A 24,178-nucleotide genomic window follows, 5' to 3' on the forward strand; every position below is an offset into this window, starting at 1 on the left:
CGGATCAATTGATCAACCAAAATAGGGCACACTGCGTGATACGTTTCATTTTGGGCAGGCTGGTCAAGGCGGTGTTTATCCTGCTTGCCATTCTGGTTTGCAACTTTCTGCTGATCCATGCTGCACCCGGTGATCCTGCCGCCGTCATGGCGGGCGAAGCGGGCGCGGCGGACGAGAAGTTTCTCGCGGACCTACGCATGCGCTTCGGGCTCGATCAGCCGCTTTACATTCAGCTCTGGACCTACCTCAAAGGAGCCGTGCAACTGGATTTGGGTTTTTCCTATCGCCAGCAGATGCCGGTATCCGAACTGATCGCCAGCCGTCTGCCAGCCACTTTGCTGTTGACTGGCGTAGCCTTCGTGCTGTCGCTGGTGCTTGGCATCATTGCGGGCGTCGCGGCTTCAATGCGTCAGGGATCATGGGGTGATACCGTGATCTCAACGTTGGCACTGCTGTTTTATGCCACGCCGCTGTTCTGGGTGGCGCTGATGGCGTCGCTTGTGTTCTCCGTCTGGCTGGGGTGGCTGCCCGGCTTCGGCTATGAAACGATCGGGGCAGGTTACACCGGCTTTGCGCATGTACTGGATGTCGCGAAGCATCTGGTGCTGCCGGCTTCTACACTGGGCCTCTTCTTCATGGCGATCTACATGCGCATGACACGCGCTTCCATGTTGGAGGTCAGTCGTCTCGATTTCGTCAAAACTGCCCGCGCCAAAGGCCTCAAGCGCAGTGTGATCCAACGCAGACACATCCTGCGCAACGCCCTGTTGCCCGTTATCACACTGGCCGGGCTTCAGGCGGGCCAGATATTCGGCGGCGCGATTTTGACCGAAACGGTGTTCGCCTGGCCGGGCATAGGACGGCTGATGTTCGAGGCGATCAACCAGCGCGACTATGCGGTGATCCTCGGGGTTTTCTATATTTCGGGGGCCATGGTGCTGCTATTCAATCTCCTTACCGATGTCATCTATGTCATCGTTGACCCGCGCATAAGGCTGACAGAATGATGGGTTTTTGGAAACGATTCCGCTACAACCGTGGTGCTTTGATCGGGCTGGCCATTCTGGGCATCGTGATTGCCACTGCGATCGCCGCACCGATCATTTTTCCGCAAAGCCCATGGAAAATGGTGCAGCGCCCCTTCCTGCCGCCGTTCACGCAGGACGGCTTGCTGCTGGGCACCGATGCGCTGGGGCGCGACGTGCTGTCGGGTCTGGCACATGGCGCATATGTTAGCCTGCTGGTCGGGCTCGTCTCGACCACCGTGGCACTGGCCATAGGCGTGCCAGTGGGCGCGTTGGCCGGCTATTTTGTCGGGCGCACGGATGATGCCCTGATGCGCTTTACCGAGTTTTTCCAGACAATTCCCAGTTTCGCACTGGCAATCGTACTGCTGGCGATCTTTCAACCCAGTTTGTCCTTCGTCATCATCGCCATCGCGGTCGTATCATGGCCGCCTGTTGCCCGCCTGGTGCGGGGCGAGGTCTTGAGTCTGCGCACGCGCGAATTCGTCGAAGCAGCCACGCTGTCGGGTCTGGGCAACACGCAGATCATCCTGCGGCACATTTTGCCAAATGCGTTGCCACCGATCATCGTGCTTGCATCGTTGATGGTGGCGCAAGCGATCCTTTTGGAAAGCTCGCTGTCCTTCCTTGGCCTTGGCGATCCGAATATCATGTCTTGGGGATACATGATCGGTGCAGCGCGCACCGTTATCCGTACGGCATGGTGGCTGTCCTTCCTGCCGGGCATGGCAATCCTGCTGACGGTGCTGGCATTGAACCTGATTGGTGAGAGTCTAAACGACGCATTGAACCCGCGTCTGACGAGGAAAGCCGAATGAGCCTGCTGAGAATCCGCGACCTTGCCATTGCCTTGCCGGGCGGTTCGGAACGAAGATATGCCGCGAAGGATATCAATTTTGATCTCGTCCCAGGCGAGATCCTTTGCATCGTGGGCGAAAGCGGGTCGGGGAAATCCATGTCTGCCAACGCCGTGATGGGGCTTTTGCCGCAGGGCGTCAAGGCTGTTGGCGGCACCATCACTTTTGACGGAGAGGAGATTTTGAACCTGTCGGAGAAGCAGATGATGGCTCTGCGTGGCCGGCGGATATCGATGATATTTCAGGAACCCCTGAGCGCGCTCAACCCGCTAATGCGGGTGGGTGCTCAAATTGCAGAAGTTTTCGAAGCTCATGGCGCACTGAGCAGACCCGAACGTCGCGTGCGGGTCCTGACACTGCTCGAAGAGGTCGGTATTCCCGATCCTGAGGCGGCAATTCGTGCCTATCCCTTCCAGCTGTCAGGAGGACAACGCCAGCGAGTAATGATCGCCATGGCTCTGGCGCTTGAGCCAGATATCCTGATCGCGGATGAGCCGACGACGGCGCTGGATGTAACTACACAAGCGCAGATACTCAAGTTGATTGAGGATCTGCGCCGGTCACGCGGCATGGCCGTCATCTTCATCACGCATGATTTCGGCGTCGTCGCTGACATCGCAGACCGCGTCATCGTCATGCAGACCGGAGAGATCGTGGAAGCGGGCACAGCGGACGAAGTGCTGCTGAAACCTCAGCATCCCTATACCCGAGCCCTGATCGATGCGATCCCCCGCCTCACGCGCCCCGCGGCGGGGGACGCCACAGAGCGCAAACCCGTCCTGACAGTTGAGGGTCTGAACAAGACCTTTTCGACCGGCTCCAGCGCCTTTTTCGGTAAGCCGCGCGTGGTCAAGGCCGTCCAGGACGTCAGCTTTGAACTGTTTGCAGGCGAGACGATCGGCATCGTGGGCGAAAGCGGATCGGGCAAGTCCACAGTGGGGCGCTGTCTCGTCCGCCTTATCAATCCCGACGCAGGGCGCGTGATGATCGAAGGTGCGGACATCGCGCATATGTCGGGGGCTGAGCTCCGCGATCAACGCCGCAAGTTGCAGATGATTTTTCAGGACCCTTTCTCATCCTTGAACCCGCGCGCGCGCGTATCGCGTATCCTTACCGAAGGGCTGATTGCTCATCACACGTCAAAGACCGATGCGATGGCAAAGGCGCGCGCATTGCTGGAAATGGTTGGTCTCGACTCCTCGGCTATGGGACGCTTTCCACACGAATTTTCGGGCGGGCAGCGGCAGCGTATCGGCATTGCCCGCGCTCTGGCGCTGGACCCGTCGATCATCATTGCGGACGAAGCAGTGTCGGCCCTTGATGTCTCCATTCAGGCGCAGGTGCTTGACCTTCTGGCGGATCTCAAGACCCGGCTAAATCTTTCGATGCTGTTTATCACACATGACCTGCGCGTCGCTGCGCGCATCTGTGACCGCATCATCGTCATGCAAAAGGGACGCATTGTTGAGGTGGGGCCAACTGGAAAAGTGTTGCACGACCCCGACACGGTCTATACCCGCAGCCTTCTGGATGCGATCCCGGGACAGGATTACGAGCGCGCCCTCGCCAAGGTCGATTAGCATTGCCAGTGATTGGGGATGTGTTGCAAAGTTTTCAACAGAGCGATGCTGTCTTATCCCAGGACGCAAACATAAGGCCACAGAGCCTGCCGCTGTTTCAAGTATACCGACCAAATCGCCGCTCTCACTGATTGTAGCAAACGTTAGGATGTTTCCTGTTTCACGTCCGAACATGGTCGTGCTATCGCCAGACATTGATTTTATAATTGATGCGGGTGGCGAAGATGTCCTTCGATGATGGCAGGAAGAACCGCGTGACACTTCTTGATGTGGCGCGCAAGGCAAATGTATCACGGGCAACCGCATCGCTTGTCATTCGCAAAAGTCCTTTGGTCAGCGCCCAGACGCGCAAGCGTGTCGAGGATGCAATCCAGCATTTGGGCTATGTCTACAATATGGGCGCCGCGCGGATGCGGGCCCAGCGTAGCTACACGATCGGCGTTGTTGTTCCCAATCTGACCAATCCATTTTTTGCCGAACTTCTGGCTGGTATCGAATCAACGCTTGAATCGGCCAATATGGTTGTGCTTCTTGCCAATAGCCACGAAATGCTCGACCGCCAGGACAACATCATCGTCCGTATGCGTGAGCATGGCGTCGATGGGCTGATCGTTTGCCCGGCCGCCGGTTCGGATGTCACGATCTTGCAACGGGCGGTGGAGTGGGCTTTGCCATTGGTTCAGGCACTGCGCTATGTCTCGCCGGACGAGGGTGACTATGCCGGGGCGGATTACTCCGGCGGTATGCGGCAGGCAGTGGATTATCTCGCGTCGCTGGGTCATGAACGGATCGTTTTCGTCGCCGGGGGCGCTTATCATTCCGCCTATCAGGAGAGGATGGAAGGGTTTCAGCTTGCCATGCGTGCCCATGGCTTCAACGATGAGAATATAATCGAGCTACCATCCCAGCTGTCGCAGGCGGCAGAGGCCACACACCTGCTGTTCGAACACGAGGAGCCTCCAACAGCGGCCATATGTTTCAACGATGTGGTTGCGATCGGCCTTGCAGGCGGACTTTACGATCTCGGCATGAAAGTTGGCCTCGATTTTTCGATCATAGGCTTCGACAATGTGGCCGAGGCGGATATGGTAAGGCCGAAGCTGACTTCTATTTCAACGGGTCCCGTCGGGATCGGCGAGAATGCTGCACGGCTGCTGCTCGATCGTCTCGCCGACCCGGAGCGGGTGTATAAGAGGGTGGTGAGTAAAACCAGCCTTGTCGTCCGCCAGTCATGCGGGCCGGTAACTTTCCTGACCCGGTCATAGGAGGCTACCTTCGATATTGCCGATTGACGGGAGCCCTAAAACACTTTAGATCGATCTAAAAGCGGGAACCGTTGAGGAGAACGGCCTTCGTTCCTGGGATAAAGGGAGGGCTCCGTTGTACAACTTCAATTTCATGCCCGTGCTGGATTCGTTCGACAAGTTGCTGATCGGTGCTTGGCTGACAATCCAGCTTTCCTGCGCAGCAATGCTCATCGGGCTTGTTGTTTCGATCATCTGTGCCTGGGGAAAGACCTCTGCAGTTGCACCGCTGCGCTGGGTGATCGACGCCTATATCGAGATCATCCGCAATACGCCGTTTCTGGTGCAGATATTCTTCATCTTCTTTGGATTGCCGGCTCTCGGGCTGCGTATGTCTGCCAATGAGGCGGCGCTTGTGGCGCTTGTGGTTAATTTCGGGGCCTATGGTACCGAGATTATCCGCGCGGGGATCGAGTCGATCCAGAAGGGGCAGATGGAGGCGGGCACATCGCTTGGCCTCTCCAGGCTGCAAATATTCCGCTACATCATTCTCAAGCCAGCACTGCGTACCGTTTACCCGGCACTCACCAGCCAGTTTATCTACCTGATGCTGACCTCGAGCGTAGTATCGGCAATCTCTGCCGATGATCTTGCTGCTGCCGGAAACGATCTTCAGTCACAGACCTTTGCGAGCTTCGAAGTCTACATCATCATCACGGTCATGTACCTGGTCATGTCTACGGGCTTTTCCGCCATCTTTTCCGCAATCGAACGCCTGGCGTTCAAATATCCTTTGAGCCGATAGGAGGAATGGCATGATCAGACCTTTCGGCTGGAACGAGTTCTTCTTCATCGTCTTCGCAATCCAGTGGACAATTGCACTTTCTGCAATTGCTTTTGTCGGTGGCGGCATTGGCGGCCTCGCAATCGCGCTGATACGTGTCTCGAACCTGCGCATACCCCGATTGATCTCTGTCGGTTTCATCCGCGTGTTCCAGGGCACGCCGCTCCTTATGCAGCTCTTCCTTGTCTTCTTCGGGATGACCATTGTCGGCCTGCCGATCAATCCATGGATCGCCGCCGCGATTGCGCTCACGCTTCATGCCAGCGCCTTTCTGGGAGAAATCTGGCGCGGCTGCATAGAGGCGGTTCCCTCCGGCCAGCGTGAGGCTGCAACGGCACTTGGCCTGCGTTATGTCAGTCGCATGCGTTATATCATTCTGCCCCAGGCTTCCCGTATCGCGGTAGCGCCTACGGTCGGGTTCCTGGTGCAACTGATCAAAGGCACGTCTCTTGCGGCCATCATCGGCTTTACCGAACTGACGCGGGCCGGACAGATAATCAACAACGCAACATTCAGTCCGTTCCTGGTCTTTGGCGTGGTTGCGGTTCTCTATTTCATTCTCTGCTGGCCATTGTCGATCATGGCACGGCGCATGGAAAAACGCTTTTCGCGTGCAACCACACGTTGATCAGTATCAAGCCGGAGGAGAAACCGGCATAACACAAAGGGTAGGAAAATGAATATTACAAGACGTGAAATTATGTTTCTGGCCGGCGCGAGCCTGATGGCAAGCGCTGTTTTTTCGACAGCTTCGGCGCAGACCGTCGAACAGATCAAGTCGCAGGGCGTGGTGAAGATCGGGATGCTGGTCGATTTTCCGCCTTTCGGCATCATGAATGAGAGCAATCAGCCCGACGGTTATGATGCCGATGTGGCCAAGCTGCTCGCAAAGGAACTGGGCGTGCCGGTCTCGATCGTTCCGGTGACGGGTCCAAACCGCATTCCTTACCTCTTGAGCGGCCAGGTTGATATCCTCGTCGCTTCGCTGGGCATTACGCCGGAGCGGGCGGAAAAGGTTGCATTCTCCGAACCCTATGCCGGCATCAAGATTTCCGTTTATGGCGCGCAGGACATAGATATGGCCGAGCCGGAAAAACTGTCCGGCAAAAAGATCGGCGTCGCACGCGCCAGCACCCAGGACGTCGCTGTTACGAAGATCGCCCCGAAGGATGCAACAATCCAGCGTTTCGACGATGATGCGAGCGCGGTCCAGGCATTGCTCTCCGGCCAGGTCGAAGGCATTGGTGTATCCAACGTCGTGATCACCCAGATAGAGCAGGCCGCCCCCGGTCGTTTCAGCGAAAAATTCCCGCTGCAGCAGCAGGTACAGGGCATAGCACTGAAGCCCGGCTCTACGGAACTTCTCGCCTTCGTCAACACGTTCCTCAAGAAGGTCAAGGCGGATGGCGAATTGGGCAAGATTCATGAGAAATGGCTGGGTTCACCCCTGCCGGATTTCGTCAGCACCCCGAAATAAGATCGGAGTTCCTCGCGATGAGCCGTGTCACCGATAGCAAAGCAACCAGTAAATCGCGCGGGACGTCCAGTATTGCCGTGTGCATGGAAGGCGTCAATAAATGGTATGGCGATTTCCAGGCGTTGAAAAGCATAGATCTTTCCGTATCGGAAGGGGAGCGCATTGTCATATGCGGTCCCTCCGGCTCAGGAAAATCGACGCTGATCCGCTGCATCAATCAGCTAGAGACCATCCAGAACGGCCGTATCATCGTCGATGGGCGCGATCTGACAGCTGGCGGCAAAAATGTTGACATTGTCCGCCAGGAAACAGGCATGGTGTTCCAGCAGTTCAACCTTTTCCCGCACATGACAGTGCTTGAAAACTGCATATTGGCGCCCATGAAGGTACGCGGCCTTTCGAAGGTAGAAGCTGAAGCGACGGCACGCAAGTTTCTTGATCGTGTGCGTATTCCCGAGCAGGCGGAAAAGTACCCGGCGCATCTGTCCGGCGGACAGCAGCAGCGCGTGGCGATTGCAAGGGCGCTCTGCATGAACCCGAAGATCATGCTTTTTGACGAGCCGACATCGGCGCTCGATCCGGAAATGGTCAAGGAAGTGCTCGACACGATGATCGATCTGGCCAAGGAAGGGATGACCATGCTTTGCGTTACCCATGAAATGGGTTTCGCCCGCAGCGTCGCTGACCGCGTCATCTTCATGGATCGCGGTGAAATCGTCGAAATGGCGACGCCGCAGGAATTCTTCGACAATCCCAAACATGAGCGCACGCGGACATTCCTCGGCCAGATTTCCTGATCCATCAACTGTCCTTTCAGCGCATATGGAGCCTCAAACGTGAAACCAGATATCCTGCTCGTCGAACCGATGATGCCGCTCATCGAAGCCAGACTTGATGACACATACACGGTTCATCGCCTTTACGATCCCACACAGAAACAGGCTATCGAGGCGGCTTCCGGTTCGATCCGTGCTGTGGTGACGGGCGGCGGAACCGGCCTTGCCAATGACCGGATCGAAAGCATGCCGGTACTGGGTGTCATCACGATTAATGGTGTAGGAACCGACAAGGTGGATCTGCCTTTTGCACGGTCTCGCAACATCCATGTGACGACGACACCGGGTGTTTTGACCGATGACGTGGCTGATATTGGCATCGCACTGATGCTTGGCGTCCTGCGCCGGGTCACAGAGGGCGACCGCATGGTGCGCAACGGCGGATGGGCGAGGGGCGAGGGATTCCCGCTTGCCACCAGTCCGAAAGGCAAGCGGCTCGGAATTCTTGGTCTCGGGCAAATCGGCCGTGCATTGGCAAAACGCGGCGAGGCATTCGGCATGGAGGTTCGTTATTACAACCGCTCGCCGGTAACGGATGTGAACTGGACTGCCTGCATCACGCCGGTGGACCTTGCCAGGGACAGCGATGTGCTGGCGGTCTGTATCGCTGCAAGCGGTGCCACTCAGAATATTGTTGATCAATCCGTACTGGATGCGTTGGGCAGAAGCGGCATTCTTGTCAATGTGGCGCGCGGTACAGTGGTCGACGAAGACGCGTTGATCGGATCTTTGAGCACTGGCGTGATCGCCGGTGCAGGCCTTGACGTCTTCGTCGGGGAGCCTCGCATCCGCCCCGAATTTGCGACACTGCCGAATACAGTTCTGATGCCCCATCAGGGCAGTGCTACCGTTGAAACACGTCTGGCGATGGGGGAATTGGTATTGACTAATCTTGCCGCCTATTTCGCTGGAGAGAAGCCGCCAACAACCGTCAATTAACTTCACTATCACTATCAGGAGGCATGCATTGATCATTCGGCAGGCTTTATTCGAAGGCAGTATCCAAAGTGGGCGGGAAGATGAGTTCAAGGCCTATGTGGCCGAGAAGCTGTTGCCGTTATGGCAGACATTTCCCGGCGTGCGCGACGTCACGGTGCTTCACGGCGTTGCCCGCGATGAGGGTGCGCCAAACTACGCCATGATATTGTCAATGAAGTTCGACAGTGAGGATGCGCTGGTAAAAGCGCTGGAATCCTCGGTGCGTTATGAAAGCCGCGACGTAACCAAGGGTCTCACAGCGATGTTTGAAGGGCGGATTCATCACCACGTTTTCGATATCTCCCACGGTTGAGACAGCACCGCTACATCTGGGAATGAAAACCACCCCGGTGGCGGGTATTGTTTTTCGCGATCTGGTTACCGTGAACTTGCCAGTCGTTTCCAGCGATCCGCGTCGCAATTGAACAAACCGGAACTCCTGAACAATTCCGCGGACGAGCCAAAAACCGTCCCGGCACGCCGATTATTTATGCCTTCGACAATCTGCTGCCCAACGGTTAACTGATCCGCAAACGCTTCGCGGCGCGCTGCCCAATTTAGGAGGCATGAGAAATAACTTCTCGATCCAGGCGGTTCTTCGCCATCTCCAAGACCGGTCGTCGGCAGGTAACGCCATGATAGCTGCTAAGTAAGCCTGCTTCGCCTGCCGCGGGCCATCGTCTCACAAAGGGCGAGCGACAGGGGACGCGGAGGACCAATCGACAACGACTGTTTGCCGCTGTAGGGAGGAGCAACAAGGCGAATGGTCTTTATGTCTGCTTCGCGGAAGCGCGGATACGACGAATTGCACTCGGTGTGATGGACTTGTACTGCCGCATAGCCGCGGTCATGTGACTGTGGCTTGAAAACCCAGCCAGCTTTGCAACTGCGGCCAGCGGCATGTCACTTGACATCATCATCTTTTCTGCAAATTCCAGACGAGTGACCAAAACATGTTGATGGGGTGCGTGACCGGCTGTCTGGCGGAATGCGCGTAAGAAGTGGCTTGGGGACAACCCCGCGATCAGAGCCAGCCTGTTTACCGAAAGCTGATCTGCCAGATTGGCTCGAATGTAGTCCTGGACGTCGCGCCACGCTTTGGCTGACATTCCGCCTTTTTGCGGCCGGGCTGATTGATCAGCGAGCGACGAATAATTGCGAAGTAGATATGTGGACAAAACAGTAATGAGAGAATCAAAATAAATATCATTGCTAGATATGCCGTACTGGAGTTCATCCTTGATCATGTTCGCCAGCATTAGCGCCTTCTCATCCACATGCCCATCTGACGGAAGTCGGAATTCGAAACTTTCGGTTTGAAATTCCAGTCCGGCCAATCTGCTCAATTTTTCAGGTTTAAGAGCCACCAGCAGATTTTCTTTCACCGTTATCCAGCGGGCGAAAATTTCGGCATCGGCAGGAATAATCTCCATCGTTCCAATTGGAGCGTTAAAAGCCATTTTTCGGTCCGAGTTCAAAGACATTACCCGGTCAAGCTGTGGCGTCAGCATTATCAAAACCATATGTGCCGGTGCCTTGAACTCTATCGAATTAGGCCCGGTATGTGTTTTCGTAACAGCTCCGCTTTCTGCTGCTACTTTGCGTCCCCATTCATCTGGAATACCGTCCAGCAGTTCACTTGCAAGATCCGGCATGTTCACTGCTTTCGGAGTTGTTGTTTACAAGCATAATTGATCTTTCCCTTGCCCAGTAAAAGTATGAATCGCCAAAAAATGCCTTTGATACCAAGACGTCACGAGGATGACATCATAATGCCTGGGCTATGACGCATTTCTGACAATTTAACCCAGGTATTTACCACAGGGCATCACAAATTATGTAGGAATATCATAAATATACTTGTTTTGTGATCTGAAAACTATCAGAAAGTGATCATTTATCACAATATAGCCATTATTTGACGACGCCGGACCCTATGAGGATGATACGCTGTCATTTTTATGCTCTCCTCCTTTCAAATTCGACTTAGGCCCGGCTACGAAAATTACCTATTGGGAATTTTCAAATGTTTGGAAGGAGAGGAATATGGTTAAACAACGGATTCTCGCTGTTGCGGCGACTGCCATCATGATCGCAGGGTGTCAATCAAGTTCGAATCCCAATGTACAAGCACGTAACGCGGAATTCGGCTGCATCGCGGGTACCGTCGGCGGGGCGATCGTAGGCGGTCTTGTTGGCAGTGCAATCGGTGGTGGCAGCGGCCGCGTGCTGGCCGAAGCTGTCGGTATCGGTGGCGGCGGCTACCTAGGCAATCGCCTAGCCTGCGGCTGAGACGTGAAGAAGGGAACAATACAATGAAATCGATAATTGCGACCACCGTTTCCCTGTTTTTGGCTTGGGCCGGAGCGGCTGCCGCCCAACAGGCCATGCATCAAGGTCACAAGGACCAACTTGACACCAATAACAATGGCACGGTCAGCCAGCAGGAATATCAGTCATTCATGACGAATGCTTTCAAAAATCTGGATGCTGATAAAAACGGTTCTCTCAGCCAGACCGAGACCGCTGATGTGCTGAATGCAAGCCAGTTTGCCGCGACCGACGAAAACAAGGATGGCCGGGTCAGCCGCAGTGAATTCATGAATCGGGTTATGCAAGACTTCGCCGCGGCTGACAAAAGCGGGGATGGTCACCTGCAGTAAAGTTCGGGCAGTTGTTCGCATACGACGAGGCGATCAAAGCATCGATGACAGGCCCACTACGAGAAGGGCGCCGCCAAATTCGATACGAAAGGCAAGTGCCAGGACTGCCGTGACACCGGCTACCGGTTGGACAATTCGATCAACAGCTTATGCAAGAAGGTGACAGCCTTGTCTAAATTGAGTGATACTGCCCGCAGACGTGCCAAGATTATTGTGGTTGGCATCGGTTGGCTGGCAGTTATGCTTCCATCTGCTTTGGGCGCAGGGAGCGTTTGCGAGGGTGTAAAGCTCGAGCTGACGAAAGCGCGCAAGCAAGCCTATGCCCCACTGGTCGCAGCGGCAGTCGATAACAAAGTCAAGCCAGCAAAGGTAGAGTTCAATGCCATCTTGGAGAGTGGCGATTGGAGCGCGGCCTATGTTTCCACACCCATCGCCGATGACGGCATGATGTTTTTCCAGAACGTAAACGGCCAGAAACAATTTCGCGACGTGTGGGGCGGATATGCAGATGAATCGGAAAAGCCGGACCTGATATCCTGGGCAAAGAAGCTCGGAGCGCCTGATAAATTGGCCCGGTGTTTCGCCCAAATTGTTACAGATTGAGTTTTTCCGCCCCACGGCAATTCGGCAGTCGGATATCGCATGGCAGTGGTAAATGATTAGGTCTGTGACGAGGAAAAATGCACAAGTATCCATACCAAGGCTCAATCGTACCTGCTGGCTACAAAGGCCGCCAAAGATATCTCCATGCGACAAGCGCCGCCTCTTCGACTGCTTGGTGGCGTGGCGCTTTAGCCATTGGAATGATCTTTGCGTCGAATCCTCGAGCTTTTGCCGGAAGCGAGGCGGACCCCATCAACATCCCGTTACATCATCTCAAAGATCAGGGACGGCTCGGAATTCTTATTGGCGCGAACGGTGGCTCTGCCAAGATGTACATGTTCGATACAGGTTCCGATCAGTTCAATGGCCAGTTCTATCCTAAAGATGCGCTCGAAAATGCCGGTCCCAAGGCGGTTTATGGATACGGAGATGGGACATATGGTTACCGACTGCAGCCTGTTTCGATCAAAAATTTGACTTACTACAACGCCGACGGAAAAACAGTTGCCTATAATGATCAAAGGAAACAGGTCGTCGCTCAGATTGAAGATCACGTTTTCACGGCCAACTATAAACCCCTGCCGGGTGAGAAGCTCAATCTCGACAAGAGCAACCCGATAGTTGCGAACGGATTGACCTATTACGCAGATCTGAACGCCCGATCAAAAATTGCAGAAGGCGTGTCGGCAGAAACCGATACAACGTTTGGCACATTTGGTGCCGGCGACTTCCTGATGACCGACAGCGCAAATTCCAGCGCAATCGGTGGGCTGACCAAAAGCGGATATATCGTCTCCGCCAATGCCAATCTCGATGGGGCAGTCACTCCCGGCTGTTCACCCTGCACGATTGTCAATCTCAACGAGAACCTCAGGGCACAATATGAAACCTATATACCGTGGGGAACACAGGACCGGACAGGGTTTCAGCCCACATTTCCAGGTTCCAACGCCAACGCCTCGACCCAGTTTGAGGGAAACTATACCTACACCTTCAAATTCAAGGTAAACGGCACGGTCAAGACGGTCACTATCGACGGGCCCGCCCTTTTCGATACGGGAACGTCGAACTCTGTTTACCTCAACCAGAAAGGTGTGCTCTCCAGGCTTCAGTCGGAGGGACTGGTCCTAAATGAAAATAGTGAAGTGAAACTCGATTCACTTTCCATCGCGCCGCCAGGGCAAGCCGATCAGGGTTTTACTTTTGAAAATGTCGACGTTTCGCGTTTGGCTGGGGAAACCGAGGGAAACGGGCTCATTCTTGGTCTACCGTTTTTTCAGCAGAATTCTGTCATCTACGACCTTGAAAACAAGATGACCGGGTATTCCCCTCTTTTTGTCAGCGCGGACAATTTTTCAACGGATGCGGGATCCGGTGACCAGCCTCATCTCGGCAGAATCACGGCTCAGATGGGCAATTCCGGTTTGTTCGGAATCGCAGGTGTGATTTCGGGAACCGGCAACCTTACACTTGACGCCAAAACATTCGTGCGCCTGACCAATGTAAACACGTTTACCGGCTCTACGATTGTCAGCAAAGACGCCAATCTTTCTCTGGCAGGACAGGGTAGCATTGAAAAGTCGACCAAAGTAGTTCTTGACGGCTCCCTTGATATTTCAGAGCGCGGGAACGCCAACAAAAATTGGGGAATTTCGGATTCCGTCAAGGATGCCCGAATTCGAAGTCTGAGCGGAGGCAGCTCCGGAGTCCTCACTTTGGGGAACCAGAACCTGATACTGACCGCTGCGAATGATGCCTTCGCCGGTAGTATTACCGATTTGGACGAAAAAAAGCATTACGGAGGCGGGGTTATTGTGGCTGGAGGAGTCCAGACGTTGAGCGGCAAGAACGATTATACTGGCATGACCGAAGTCAATAAGGGTGCGGGTCTTCTGCTCACCGACACCGGATCGTTAAGTCATGACGTGACGACTTCAGGGCTGTTCGGCAATGATGGTGTTATCGACGGAACGGCTTTCACCAAGGATAGCGGTGTCGTCACCGGCGCAGGAACATTTGGTGCCATAGCCATTGCAAATGGAGGCGCGATCGCGCCGGGAAGTACTACGGATTCTGCCAATCAGATCGTAGCGTTAACGGTCAAAGGGAATTTTACCCAAGAGGCGGGTTCGATCTATGGAGCAGGACTTGGAAAGTCCTCTGACCTCATCGACGTTAAAGGAAGTGCTTCAATCGACACCGGCGCTAAGGTTGAACTCGTGCGTGAGGGTGCGATTTCGATAGACACCCGTTACAACCTGCTGACGGCAGCGAGCGGTGTAAACGGCACATATGGCGGTTTGACTGGAGCTTTGGCAACGGATTCGCCTTTCGTTGACTTTGAGCTGATCTATGATGCGAACAATGTCTTTCTCGATACGGAACGGACGGCGACGACCTTTGCGGGAGTAGCCGAGAGTTTAAATCAACGGTCCACAGCCGCGGCAAGTGAGGCGCTGGGGACAGGTAATGTTATTCACGACAGCATTCTTTCCCTGACAAGACAGGAGTCCCTCAATGCCTTTGATCTGCTTTCGGGTGAGATCCATGCCTCTACAAAGTCAGCACTGATTGAGGAAAGCCGCTTTGAACGCGATGCTGTCAATGATCGCCTGCGTGCAGCCTTTGAGGGTGTAGGTACAACAGCAATGCCCGTCCTGGCCTATGGCGAAGGTGGGCCGGTGCTGGCACCTGCCACCACAGATCGTCTTGCCGCCTGGGGTACGGCCTTCGGTTCGTGGGGTTCGTTTGACGGCAATGGCAATGCTGCCACCCTCGATACTTCTACCGGCGGCTTTCTTACCGGATTTGACGGATTGGTAAACGAATCGATCCGGCTGGGTCTGATGGCCGGATACAGCCATTCTTCCTTTCACGCAGATGGTCGTTCCTCAGCCTCGAGCGACAATTACCATCTTGGCCTTTATGGCGGCACGCAGTGGGGCGCTGTCGGCTTCCGCTCCGGTCTGGCTTATTCCTGGCACGATATCGAGACATCTCGCTTGGTTGTTATCCCCGGTTTCGCCGACAGCCTGAGTGGCGACTACGACGCGGGCACCTTCCAGGCATTTGGTGAACTCGGTTACCGTATCGACACGACGGTTGCAGCCTTCGAGCCTTTTGCGAACCTTGCCTATGTCAATCTGAGAAGCGACGGATTTCGTGAAAGTGGGGGTGCGGCAGCACTTTCCGGTCACAGTGAAACGACTGAAACCACGTTCACTACACTTGGCCTGAGAGTTTCGAGCGACTTCACGCTCGGGACGATGAAGTCAGTAGCGCGCGGTACGCTCGGATGGCGTCATGCCTATGGCGATGTCACACCAAGAGCAACTCATTCCTTTGCCGCAGGTGAAGCGTTCACAGTTGCTGGGGTGCCGATCGCCGAGGACAGTGCAGTCATAGAAGCAGGGCTCGATTTGAACATGACAGAGTCAGCAACTGTGGGCGTCTCCTATCAGGGCCAATTTGGATCCGGCGTCCAACAGAACGGTTTTAACGCAAAGCTCAATATACGCTTCTGACAACCATTGGAGGATTTGAAGAATGAAACTTCGAATGTTGATTTTCGCCGCTGCTGGAGTTTTGGCAATGCCGGTTTTCTCCTTCGCGGCAGACAAGTGCGTCGATGCCGAGGACCAGGCTACATTGACCCAGTGTGCCGATGCTTCGTTCAAGAAGTCTGACAAAAAGCTCAACGACCTCTACAAGGAGATAGAGAACCGCTTGAAAGACGACGCGGATACCAAGAAGCTCCTTGTTCAGTCACAGCGCGACTGGGGTAAGTTCCGCGATGCCGAATGTGCTTTCCAGACCGCGGGAGCGGCCGGAGGCAGCATAATGCCGATGCTTGTCGTGATGTGCCGGGACGGTTTGACACAATCCCGCGTCAAAGATTTTGAAGGTTATCTGAAATGCGAGGAGGGGGATATGAGCTGCCCGGTTCCGGCCGACAACTGACTCCACGCCGCTGCGTTCATCTCAAAGGACCTATCAAGAGGGGGGATTTCTATGCGCCTGCTGCTCACCACCTGCTTCTGCCTGTTCGTCATGTCTTTGACAGCAGCTGCTGATGCGGAGCGTCGACGTGGCTGGTATTCCAGTCCGACCCCGGGGAACCTGATACTTACCGATAGAGAGGGGAACTGGTGGATACAGATGCAGGGAGGGCCAGACCCCAAAGGCATCGCAAATGCACCGGTCTTTGATGAGCGGGAATTCGTCGAGACTGGCGTCCCCGGTTCCGGTCATGGCTATGGATGCGCATGCATGACCGCGATGACCAATCCCAAGGAAAAAAGGATCACACGAGTGATCGTGGGCAACACGCTCCCGCTGGCGCGCTGCCACAACGACAAATACGACCAGAAACGAGCACGCCAGAAATTTGTGCTGGCGGCATTTACACAACGGACAATCAGAGACGCAGGAGAGAGGCAATGATTCGATATATCACCTTGGCAGCTATTGCTTTTTCGGGGCTTTCGGTAGTGTCGGAAGCACAAGCACAGTCGACCGTTGAGTGTCGTTCGAGAAATTATCAATATGACGAGTGCTTTGCCGGGCCACTCTCCAAACCGCAGTTGATTCACCAGATATCAAATGGTCCGTGCATTTTGAACCGCACATGGGGCTATAATCCCAAGAGCAAATATCTTTGGGTCGCCGAGGGATGTGCCGGCGTTTTTGCTGACGTTGGCGGTTATCATCATGGGCGTGGAGATAGCTTTGATCCCGGCGCGCGGTCGTACGATCACCGCGGACATGATACCGGAGGCGTTATTGCCGGTGCAGTCCTTGGAGCGCTTATCGAGGGCATGGCTGAGGGCAACAAACATAAGCGCCATCATTCCACAAGTAATTACCGTGATCGTGAGGGCTATAATGGCTGTCACGGAATAGGTTGCGCTGTCGATAATCCCGATCAAAATGTGGACGACAGACCCCAATTTGACAAGGAAGGCGAGCCGAACTTTGACACTCATGGCAACTACCAGGGCTGCCACGGTGCGGGGTGTCTTGTCGATGATCCGGAATGACAGCGGGTAGTCGAATAGACCCCAGGCCAAACGACTTTCTATCGAGGGAAAGAAACGCGATGAAAAGAATTTTTGTTTGTACGGCATTCTCGGCAATGTTTGCCCTTGCGGGGTGCGTGGGTAATGAGAAACCTTGGGTCAAGGATGACTCGGCACGTTCCGAGACCGATCAGGCACTTGCTGAATGCAAATACCAGGCCAAGGCCGCAACGATCGGAATTGGTCAAGGCCAACGATACAAATCGTTCAGCAGTGCAATCGCAGCCGGTATCGATGACGGAATAGAACAAGCCGTCGATCAGAAAGAGCTGATTGCAGATTGCATGAAGGCTAAAGGCTTCGATCAATAAGCGAACAGGTCCATGAACATATCTGAGCGGTGGCAGTGTGATAACTCGACCGAAAGTGCGTATGAAGAATAACCGGAAGCGGCTGCAAGAACAGGCGGGCCGCAAGGTTAAATTCGCCTTTGCGACCATGCTTTGCATTCGTTTCGTTTGTCTCTTACTTTCTCCTGTCGTTCGCCGGCTGTCGTCCCGGTCATTCAATGCTGCGGTCCTGTTGTTTGCGTGGCTCGTCACCTGCCCATTCACAACGATGACAGCCATCGCGCAAGCCCAACTCCCGGTGGCGCGTCTTGTTAACGTTGGCGTCTATGTCAGTCCGCCCTTCGTCATTACCGACAACAATACATATGATGGTATGGCAACCGATTTGTGGGAAGCGGTTGCAGGTGATCTAAATCTGGGAACCCGTTACGTGGCCTATCCCACGCTGCGCGAACTCGTAGATGCGACGCGCAATGGCGAGGTGGATGCGGCTGTTACGAACCTCACCATTACCAGCGCCCGTGCCGAACTTCTTGCCTTCACTCAGCCTTGGTATGACGCGGGATTGCGTCTCATGGTCCCGAGTGTGGGTTCGTCGGGATTTGATCGCGTTTTGTCAGGACTTTCGGACGCCGGTCATTTGCAAGCTTATGGGTGGCTTCTGGCTGTTATCGCTGCGGCAACAATAGGATTTACTCTTTTTGATCGGAAGTTCGATCCGGAATTTCCAAAGCGCTGGCATGAAGGTGCAGCCGAGAGTTTTCATCACGTCATATCGATTGCAACCAATGGGAAGACGACTGGTCGAAAAAATCTGTTTGGCTGGGTTGGCCGCATCTGGCAAGCTGTATGGATGCTGGTGGGCGTTGGTATCATTGCCTACGTGACTTCATCAGTCACCAGCGTGATGACGACGGTCGCCATACAAAGAGGGATACACTCTATAGCTGACCTGCCAGGAAAGACGGTGGGGGTGTTCCAGGGAAGCGCTTCTGAGGAATTTGTAACAGCAATAGGGATCGCATCCCGTTCTTACCAGGATATAGATGCAGCTGTATCGGCGATGAACGACGGAGATATCGACGCGATCATCGGCGATGCTCCTGTTCTGGAGTATTACGCCTATTCCAAACCATACGAAGATGTTGCCGTTACCGGCAAGATTTTCCACCCGGATAAATACGGCTTTGCATTCCCTGCCGACAGTGATCTGGCACAGCCAGTGATGTTGCAGCTGCTGAAGCGCATCGAAGACGGAACTGTCGAGAAGCTACGCGACCGATACTTTGGAAGCATCAATTGAACCAGCCAGTTCCGACCGGCTTGAAACGGAATATTTTATGATTCGTCTTGTTTTTCTTCTGCTTGGAGCAAAGGCACTTAAACCTATCTGGCGGTTATTGACAGCGGCAGGCATCGTCTGGATTCTCTTGGGCGTAGCCATCTTGTTTGACCTCAGCGATGGCGCTCTGTCAGTCGTGCTTGATACTCTTGCCATATTCCTGATCGTCGAGGGATTGGTGGAGATCGCGGCAGCTGTCTCGCTCGGTCTTCGCCAGCACTCGATCGATGCCCTGCGCGGCGCAAGTTTTCTTGTTGCTGCGTTTCTGGTGTTCAACGTTCCCTGGGATGACAATATCGGCGCGGCGATGGTGTTTGGCGCTGCGTTTCTGATTGACGGGCTCTCACGGATTGGCACCGCTTTCGTCGTCCGTAGCCCCCGTTGGCGCGTCGGAATTGTGGCCGGCCTGATTGAAGTCGGCCTGGCCACCGGGATTTTGATGTCATGGCCGGTGCCGCATCATCTTACAGTTCCGTTCTGTTTTGCGCTCTTGTTGCTGACTTCCGGCTATGGTCTGGTGCGGTTGGCTCTTCCCTTGCGGCAATTGCCGGAAGGTGGCTCCGTAACGTCGCTGCCACTTTACGCCACGCGCAATTGGCAAGGAGGAGTATCGCGTCCGGCTATTTCAGCAGGCGATGGGATGGAGGACCGGAATGACCAAGCTTTGAATGTCTATGTCTGGACCGCTGTCGGTTCCATTAAGGATCCGGAGCGCCGACTTCTAATCGACCGCTACATCGCAGCAGTGGACAAGAAAGGTGTCATTTCTACCGGTCATGCTGCGCTTGAACTGAAGCCCGATCTTTATGTCAGTCACTATCCGGCAAGCGACATTGATCACAGTCCGGATGATTTCCGTGCCCTTCTTTCAGCGGGACATGAGAACGATGTTCCGGGCAAGTTCAATACATCGCTGGTTCAGGAGGCAGCCGACTGGTGCTTCCCGGATCAGAAAGTGCCATTCCATAAATACAATGCCAAGGCGCTGCGTGCTTTTTGGGCGGCATATTCCCGGGACAATACCTATAATCTGACAGCGCGCAATTGCTCGACGAGTGTCATTCAAGCCCTGGATGCGGCCGTCGAGGGTGCTTCTTACACGGGCCATATTTGGCGGGACTTATGGAAACTAATAAGCAATCCGCAGTTTTGGCTGCTCCGGCTTGTCCGCGGCCGTGCCGAGGCAATGACGTGGACACCAGGATTGGTGCTCGACTATGCGCGATTGTTGCGCAGTACAGTTGAGCGCAGCGATCGACGCTGGCGAAGCAGACTTTCCGATGCCATTCATGCCAGCCGGGACCTGGCCCACGTGGCAGAAAGCGATGAGAGCAGGGCCGCAGCGAAATGAGTGGATATATACGCACCACCGCTGTTGTCGTTCTCACAGCAGCGATTTTCGGCCTGACATATGGCCTCAGCGCACCCTTGATTGCACTGGAACTGGCGGAGGCCGGCTACTCTGAAGGTTTTATCGGAGCCAATGGTGCCATGTACGCTATTGGCGTTCTTCTGGCAGCGCCGTATCTTCCGGGTCTTGCACAAAGATTGGGATTTTCGGCTCTGGCGAAGAGTGCGCTGCTGGCATCGAGTGGCTTGCTTGTCTTGTTCCCTCTAGCACCGTTTTTGTGGATCTGGTTTCCATTGCGTGCAGCGCTCGGAGCAGCATCTGAAACGTTGTTTGTTGTCTCGGAAACATGGTTGAACCAGCTTGTCGCGCAGAAAAACCGCGGCACAATGATGGCCATCTACGTCACGGCTCTTTCATGCGGAACTGCTTTGGGACCCGCTATCTTGACCGTGGTCGGTCGGCAAGAGTCTCTCGCATTCTTTATCGGCGCTGCGATCGCGCTTTTGGCCTGCATCATTCTCTTTGTAGGCAAGCCAAAGGCAACATCTCCCGTCAGGGAGGAAATGGGTAATCCGTTCCGGTATCTGAAGGTTGTACCTGTAGCAGTTGCTTCCTCGGCACTCAACGCAGCGCTGGAAGCAGCGGGTCTCACTTTGCTGCCGCTTTATGCAATGCGCCTTGGCTGGACTGAGGACTCGGCAACATTACTTCTGACCGTCCTGTTGATAGGAGCGATCACTTTGCAATTGCCGATTGGATGGCTTGCTGACCGGCTGCCTCGCCAGCGTGTGCTGATCGTGTTGTCCATCATATCCGCCGTCGGTGCTCTTGTGTGGCCGATTGCATTTTCCAACCCCTGGCTGGCTTACCCGCTGCTCTTTTTGTGGGGTGGGGCATTCGTTGGGATATATACGACAACCATTGCAATGCTTGGGGACTCCTACAAAGACAACGAGCTTCTCGGCATCTACGCTTTGCTGTCGATCTTTTGGGGCGTCGGTGCGCTTTTGGGGCCATTGATCGGTGGTCTGACAATGGAGCTTTCCCCGCACGGTCTTCCGATATTCGCAGCTGCCATTTGCGCGGGATTTGCAGTGTTTTCGGGTTCGCGCAAAAAAAGAGGGACAAGCAAAGGTCTGATCCAGACACGGCCGGACATTTAACTGCAAACAGGAACGAATAAATGGAAACTCCCGTCCCGCATTCTGAGGATTTTGCTCACGTTCGCATCATCATGGGAATGGTGCTTGGTCTCAGTCTGGCGCGTCTCGTCAATGGCTTGACGCGTTTTGTCCAGCATCCGGGAAGCCTCGCAATATATTCGGTGCACATTGGTTGGGTGATATTCCTGTTGATCTCAATCATGCATTTCTGGTGGTACGAATTTCATCTGTCTTTTGTGCGTGCTTGGACCTTCCCGATATATTTTTTCCTGATTGCCTATGCGATGATTTTCGCAGCCCTTACCGCACTGCTGTTTCCGGACCAGATGATGGACTACAAGGGGTTCGAAGACTACTTCGAGTCACGAAAACGCTGGTTTTTCGGCCTTCTCTCCATCACGTTCTTGGTCGACGTTGTAGATACGTTAGTAAAAGGCGGAGATTATTATCAATCGCTGGGAATGGAATATCCAGTGCGGCAAGCGATATTTTTCATTCTGTCCATCGTCGCGATGTTTCTTAAGCGCAGGAGTTATCAACTCGCACTCGTTGGATTTGCCATTGTTTATCAGGTGAGTTGGATTTTGCGCACGTATGATCTGTTGCAGTAAGATTAGTGCAGCAAGATCGCCGAACGGTCAAGGTAACGACCTTTGAACATCGAAAATTCCCGGCTCAATAAAGCCAGTTATCCCATAAGCGTCATTGACGAAATGGTTGTCACGGAACCCAAAACCGCGATCACGCCGTCCTCACATTTCATTGTTCGTCTGTGAGAAGGCGTATTTGTTTTTTATAACAAAGGCTTGTCGCATTCTCGTCGATTGTCAACAAACGGCGAACAGTTCGTTGCTATTTCGTGAGGGCTGGGCGACCGCTAGGGAAATACTGCACGCAGTGTGCTATGAAATCAATTTAAGGATAAGCGATGTTTTCCATTAAGTCCGCCCTCTTTGTCGGTGCTCTCGCACTTGCGTCCTCTGCTGCATATGCGCAAACGATCGATGTTCCTGCCGGCACCTACCAGGCGGATGTGACCCACACCAACGTTCTGTGGAGCGTCGTACATTTCGGCCTTTCCAACTATATCGGCCGCTTCGATAAGATTTCCGCGACGCTTGAACTCGACCCTGCAGACGTAACGAAGTCGAAACTGATGGCGACGATCGATCCGGCTTCGGTCAGCACCAACTATCCTGCTGGTGATAAGGACTTCAATGCAGAGATTGCCAGTGAAATGTTCTTCGATGCGGCCAAGTTCAGCGAGATCACCTTCGTTTCAACCGCTATCGACGTCAAGGACGGCAAGACCGGAACCGTCACCGGCGATCTGACGTTCCACGGCGTCACCAAACCCGTCACGCTTGACGTCACCCTGAATGCAGCGCTCAACCCGCACCCGATGTCCAAAAAGCCGACTGTCGGCTTTTCAGCAACCGGCGTGATCAAGCGTTCCGATTTCGGCGTCGCAGCGCTGGTGGGCCCTGTCAGCGACGACGTCAAGCTGACGATCGAAACCGAGTTCGTCGGTCAGTAGTAAAGCTCGTTGCCGATGCAGCCCGACGCCCGTCGGGTTGCACGCTCTTTGCGATGACTGGAAGTCACCTATGTCAGATACACATTCGGTCCGGGCCTACAGTATGGGTGCAATCATCCTGCATTGGCTCATCGCCGCGCTCATCCTGACCCAGCTTGCAATGGGTTTTTTGATGAGCCGCGTGGAGAGCGTTCCCGATACGCTGCGGTTTGCGATGTTCCAGTGGCACAAGACGTTCGGCATCGCAGTCCTGACCTTGACGATCGCCCGCATCGCTTGGCGCCTTTTCCACACGCCGCCAGCGCATGCGCCGATGAGCCGAGCGGAACATACCGTGGCCAGCATCGTCCATGTTCTGTTCTATGCGCTGATGTTGGTGGTACCTTTGACCGGTTGGCTGCTAGTGTCGGCGTCCTCCACGGGGATTCCCACCCTTCTGTTTCTCTCCAACGACCTGGTCTGGCCGCATCTGTTCGTTCCGGCCGGGATGCGCGCATCTGTTGAAGCAGTATCCGAGAATGCACACGTCATCCTTGCCTATGGTTTCGGGCTGCTTCTGGTTTTGCATGTGGCCGGGGCGCTGAAGCATTCGGTGATCGACCGGATGCCGTCCTTTTCGCGGATTATCCCGGTCAGCTGGCTCCGCCGGATGCCGTCCTCTGCTATTGGCGTGGTGGTCTCCGTCATGCTGGCACTGTGTTTTATCGGCGGAGGACTGGTGATCTCAAGATCGGGCGCCCCGGCATCTGTCAATGCCGCTGACCTTGGATCGACTAAAGCGGCGGCGTCCAGCTGGGTGATCGATAAAGCGAAGTCGGCACTCACCTATACGATCAATTTCTCCGGAGCGCCGACAGCCGGCACGATCGGAAAATGGGACGCGTCCATCGATTTCAATCCGGATAATCTTGGTGCCGCCAGGGCGCGGATCACCATCGACGCCGCATCCATCGACTTTGATAATCCGTTCGTCAAGCCCAATATCGGCGGTGACGATGGCTTGCAGACACTTACCCACCCACTGGTGGAAGTGGTTCTCGACCGTTTCGAAGCGACGGGCAACACCTATGTCGGTAAGGGCAACGTGTTGGTCCGCAGTGCGACGGTGCCGGTGTCGGTTCCGTTCTCGATGCGGCGCGACGGGACTGGACGCGCAATCGTTGCCGGCACGGCGGAACTCGATCGTCTGGCGCTGGGGCTCGGCCAGCAGAATGACGGAAAGGGCGAATGGCTGGACAAGATCATCCATGTCGCCTTCAAGCTGGAGGCGACACAGATCGGGCCGATGAACTGAGCCGAACGGTAGTGGG

25 protein-coding genes are annotated in these 24,178 nt (G+C 54.6%); 24 read left to right on the plus strand and 1 reads right to left on the minus strand.

Going from position 1 to position 24,178, the window contains the following annotated elements:
- Positions 1-35 precede the first annotated feature (35 nt).
- The 10 genes from ACYJL1_RS23950 (at position 36) to ACYJL1_RS23995 (ending at position 9,154) form a co-directional block, all read left to right on the plus strand.
- The gene (locus ACYJL1_RS23950; protein ID WP_460899599.1) at positions 36-1,007 is read left to right on the plus strand and encodes an ABC transporter permease; all 972 of its coding nucleotides are present in this window, start codon (positions 36-38) and stop codon (positions 1,005-1,007) included.
- Complete coding sequence (locus ACYJL1_RS23955) at positions 1,004-1,843, plus strand: ABC transporter permease (protein WP_460899600.1); 840 nt, start codon at positions 1,004-1,006, stop codon at positions 1,841-1,843. Before ACYJL1_RS23950 ends, ACYJL1_RS23955 begins: the two co-directional genes overlap by 4 nt.
- The gene (locus tag ACYJL1_RS23960) at positions 1,840-3,462 is read left to right on the plus strand and encodes an ABC transporter ATP-binding protein (RefSeq protein WP_460899601.1); all 1,623 of its coding nucleotides are present in this window, start codon (positions 1,840-1,842) and stop codon (positions 3,460-3,462) included. Before ACYJL1_RS23955 ends, ACYJL1_RS23960 begins: the two co-directional genes overlap by 4 nt.
- A gap of 224 nt (positions 3,463-3,686) precedes the next feature.
- The gene (locus ACYJL1_RS23965; protein WP_460899602.1) at positions 3,687-4,727 is read left to right on the plus strand and encodes a LacI family DNA-binding transcriptional regulator; all 1,041 of its coding nucleotides are present in this window, start codon (positions 3,687-3,689) and stop codon (positions 4,725-4,727) included.
- Positions 4,728-4,842: 115 nt separating this feature from the next.
- A complete protein-coding gene (locus tag ACYJL1_RS23970) occupies positions 4,843-5,511 on the plus strand; it encodes an amino acid ABC transporter permease (protein WP_460899603.1) in 669 nt (222 codons plus the stop codon).
- 10 nt (positions 5,512-5,521) lie between these two features.
- A complete protein-coding gene (locus ACYJL1_RS23975) occupies positions 5,522-6,178 on the plus strand; it encodes an amino acid ABC transporter permease (RefSeq protein ID WP_460899604.1) in 657 nt (218 codons plus the stop codon).
- Positions 6,179-6,226: 48 nt separating this feature from the next.
- Positions 6,227-7,027, plus strand: a complete 801-nt coding sequence (locus ACYJL1_RS23980) for a transporter substrate-binding domain-containing protein (protein WP_460899605.1) — start codon at positions 6,227-6,229, stop codon at positions 7,025-7,027.
- An 83-nt stretch (positions 7,028-7,110) separates the two neighbouring features.
- Positions 7,111-7,824, plus strand: coding sequence for an amino acid ABC transporter ATP-binding protein (locus ACYJL1_RS23985; RefSeq protein WP_460899987.1), 714 nt, complete (start codon positions 7,111-7,113; stop codon positions 7,822-7,824).
- 39 nt (positions 7,825-7,863) lie between these two features.
- The gene (locus ACYJL1_RS23990) at positions 7,864-8,802 is read left to right on the plus strand and encodes a 2-hydroxyacid dehydrogenase (RefSeq protein ID WP_460899606.1); all 939 of its coding nucleotides are present in this window, start codon (positions 7,864-7,866) and stop codon (positions 8,800-8,802) included.
- A gap of 28 nt (positions 8,803-8,830) precedes the next feature.
- Positions 8,831-9,154 carry an EthD family reductase gene (locus tag ACYJL1_RS23995; RefSeq protein ID WP_460899607.1) on the plus strand — a complete coding sequence of 108 codons (324 nt, stop codon included), beginning with the start codon at positions 8,831-8,833 and terminating at the stop codon, positions 9,152-9,154.
- 457 nt (positions 9,155-9,611) lie between these two features.
- Here the strand turns inward: ACYJL1_RS23995 and ACYJL1_RS24000 are convergent, their stop codons facing one another.
- Positions 9,612-10,496: a helix-turn-helix domain-containing protein gene (locus ACYJL1_RS24000; protein WP_460899608.1), complete on the minus strand. Its 885-nt coding sequence runs from the start codon at positions 10,494-10,496 to the stop codon at positions 9,612-9,614.
- A 391-nt stretch (positions 10,497-10,887) separates the two neighbouring features.
- Here ACYJL1_RS24000 and ACYJL1_RS24005 point away from each other — a divergent pair, with 391 nt between their 5' ends.
- The 14 genes from ACYJL1_RS24005 (at position 10,888) to ACYJL1_RS24070 (ending at position 24,162) form a co-directional block, all read left to right on the plus strand.
- Positions 10,888-11,133: a hypothetical protein gene (locus ACYJL1_RS24005; RefSeq protein WP_460899609.1), complete on the plus strand. Its 246-nt coding sequence runs from the start codon at positions 10,888-10,890 to the stop codon at positions 11,131-11,133.
- Between the two features lie 23 nt (positions 11,134-11,156).
- On the plus strand, positions 11,157-11,504 hold the full coding sequence (locus ACYJL1_RS24010) for an EF-hand domain-containing protein (RefSeq protein ID WP_460899610.1): 348 nt from the start codon (positions 11,157-11,159) through the stop codon (positions 11,502-11,504).
- Between the two features lie 159 nt (positions 11,505-11,663).
- Positions 11,664-12,107, plus strand: coding sequence for a hypothetical protein (locus tag ACYJL1_RS24015; RefSeq protein ID WP_460899611.1), 444 nt, complete (start codon positions 11,664-11,666; stop codon positions 12,105-12,107).
- A 77-nt stretch (positions 12,108-12,184) separates the two neighbouring features.
- Positions 12,185-15,631, plus strand: coding sequence for an autotransporter outer membrane beta-barrel domain-containing protein (locus tag ACYJL1_RS24020; protein WP_460899612.1), 3,447 nt, complete (start codon positions 12,185-12,187; stop codon positions 15,629-15,631).
- A 34-nt stretch (positions 15,632-15,665) separates the two neighbouring features.
- Positions 15,666-16,067 (plus strand): lysozyme inhibitor LprI family protein, encoded by a 402-nt coding sequence (locus ACYJL1_RS24025; RefSeq protein WP_460899613.1) that lies wholly within the window; start codon positions 15,666-15,668, stop codon positions 16,065-16,067.
- Positions 16,068-16,118: 51 nt separating this feature from the next.
- Positions 16,119-16,550 carry a DUF4087 domain-containing protein gene (locus ACYJL1_RS24030; RefSeq protein ID WP_460899614.1) on the plus strand — a complete coding sequence of 144 codons (432 nt, stop codon included), beginning with the start codon at positions 16,119-16,121 and terminating at the stop codon, positions 16,548-16,550.
- Positions 16,547-17,146, plus strand: a complete 600-nt coding sequence (locus ACYJL1_RS24035) for a DUF3011 domain-containing protein (protein ID WP_460899615.1) — start codon at positions 16,547-16,549, stop codon at positions 17,144-17,146. The genes ACYJL1_RS24030 and ACYJL1_RS24035 overlap by 4 nt, the downstream gene beginning before the upstream one ends.
- Positions 17,147-17,205: 59 nt before the next feature.
- Positions 17,206-17,496: a hypothetical protein gene (locus ACYJL1_RS24040; RefSeq protein WP_460899616.1), complete on the plus strand. Its 291-nt coding sequence runs from the start codon at positions 17,206-17,208 to the stop codon at positions 17,494-17,496.
- A gap of 61 nt (positions 17,497-17,557) precedes the next feature.
- Positions 17,558-18,778 (plus strand): transporter substrate-binding domain-containing protein, encoded by a 1,221-nt coding sequence (locus ACYJL1_RS24045; RefSeq protein WP_460899617.1) that lies wholly within the window; start codon positions 17,558-17,560, stop codon positions 18,776-18,778.
- A gap of 37 nt (positions 18,779-18,815) precedes the next feature.
- A complete protein-coding gene (locus ACYJL1_RS24050; protein ID WP_460899618.1) occupies positions 18,816-20,168 on the plus strand; it encodes an HdeD family acid-resistance protein in 1,353 nt (450 codons plus the stop codon).
- Positions 20,165-21,331: an MFS transporter gene (locus ACYJL1_RS24055; RefSeq protein ID WP_460899619.1), complete on the plus strand. Its 1,167-nt coding sequence runs from the start codon at positions 20,165-20,167 to the stop codon at positions 21,329-21,331. Before ACYJL1_RS24050 ends, ACYJL1_RS24055 begins: the two co-directional genes overlap by 4 nt.
- A gap of 20 nt (positions 21,332-21,351) precedes the next feature.
- The gene (locus tag ACYJL1_RS24060) at positions 21,352-21,942 is read left to right on the plus strand and encodes a hypothetical protein (protein WP_460899620.1); all 591 of its coding nucleotides are present in this window, start codon (positions 21,352-21,354) and stop codon (positions 21,940-21,942) included.
- 317 nt (positions 21,943-22,259) lie between these two features.
- Positions 22,260-22,868, plus strand: coding sequence for a YceI family protein (locus tag ACYJL1_RS24065; RefSeq protein ID WP_460899621.1), 609 nt, complete (start codon positions 22,260-22,262; stop codon positions 22,866-22,868).
- A gap of 70 nt (positions 22,869-22,938) precedes the next feature.
- Entirely contained in the window at positions 22,939-24,162 is a 1,224-nt protein-coding gene (locus tag ACYJL1_RS24070) for a cytochrome b/b6 domain-containing protein (protein WP_460899622.1), read from the plus strand.
- Positions 24,163-24,178 lie beyond the last annotated feature (16 nt).

The sequence above is a fragment of the Phyllobacterium sp. K27 genome (assembly GCF_054796155.1).

Coding starts and splice junctions, on each gene's coding strand:
- ACYJL1_RS24040 (WP_460899616.1), top strand. CDS start 17,206: ATGAAAAGAATTTTTGTTTGTACGGCATTCTCGGCAATGTTTGCCCTT.
- ACYJL1_RS24070 (WP_460899622.1), top strand. CDS start 22,939: ATGTCAGATACACATTCGGTCCGGGCCTACAGTATGGGTGCAATCATC.
- ACYJL1_RS24045 (WP_460899617.1), top strand. CDS start 17,558: ATGAAGAATAACCGGAAGCGGCTGCAAGAACAGGCGGGCCGCAAGGTT.
- ACYJL1_RS24060 (WP_460899620.1), top strand. CDS start 21,352: ATGGAAACTCCCGTCCCGCATTCTGAGGATTTTGCTCACGTTCGCATC.
- ACYJL1_RS23965 (WP_460899602.1), top strand. CDS start 3,687: ATGTCCTTCGATGATGGCAGGAAGAACCGCGTGACACTTCTTGATGTG.
- ACYJL1_RS23975 (WP_460899604.1), top strand. CDS start 5,522: ATGATCAGACCTTTCGGCTGGAACGAGTTCTTCTTCATCGTCTTCGCA.
- ACYJL1_RS23955 (WP_460899600.1), top strand. CDS start 1,004: ATGATGGGTTTTTGGAAACGATTCCGCTACAACCGTGGTGCTTTGATC.
- ACYJL1_RS24030 (WP_460899614.1), top strand. CDS start 16,119: ATGCGCCTGCTGCTCACCACCTGCTTCTGCCTGTTCGTCATGTCTTTG.
- ACYJL1_RS23985 (WP_460899987.1), top strand. CDS start 7,111: ATGGAAGGCGTCAATAAATGGTATGGCGATTTCCAGGCGTTGAAAAGC.
- ACYJL1_RS24025 (WP_460899613.1), top strand. CDS start 15,666: ATGTTGATTTTCGCCGCTGCTGGAGTTTTGGCAATGCCGGTTTTCTCC.
- ACYJL1_RS24000 (WP_460899608.1), bottom strand. CDS start 10,496: ATGCCGGATCTTGCAAGTGAACTGCTGGACGGTATTCCAGATGAATGG.
- ACYJL1_RS24055 (WP_460899619.1), top strand. CDS start 20,165: ATGAGTGGATATATACGCACCACCGCTGTTGTCGTTCTCACAGCAGCG.
- ACYJL1_RS24005 (WP_460899609.1), top strand. CDS start 10,888: ATGGTTAAACAACGGATTCTCGCTGTTGCGGCGACTGCCATCATGATC.
- ACYJL1_RS23960 (WP_460899601.1), top strand. CDS start 1,840: ATGAGCCTGCTGAGAATCCGCGACCTTGCCATTGCCTTGCCGGGCGGT.
- ACYJL1_RS24065 (WP_460899621.1), top strand. CDS start 22,260: ATGTTTTCCATTAAGTCCGCCCTCTTTGTCGGTGCTCTCGCACTTGCG.
- ACYJL1_RS24035 (WP_460899615.1), top strand. CDS start 16,547: ATGATTCGATATATCACCTTGGCAGCTATTGCTTTTTCGGGGCTTTCG.
- ACYJL1_RS24010 (WP_460899610.1), top strand. CDS start 11,157: ATGAAATCGATAATTGCGACCACCGTTTCCCTGTTTTTGGCTTGGGCC.
- ACYJL1_RS23980 (WP_460899605.1), top strand. CDS start 6,227: ATGAATATTACAAGACGTGAAATTATGTTTCTGGCCGGCGCGAGCCTG.
- ACYJL1_RS24050 (WP_460899618.1), top strand. CDS start 18,816: ATGATTCGTCTTGTTTTTCTTCTGCTTGGAGCAAAGGCACTTAAACCT.
- ACYJL1_RS24020 (WP_460899612.1), top strand. CDS start 12,185: ATGCACAAGTATCCATACCAAGGCTCAATCGTACCTGCTGGCTACAAA.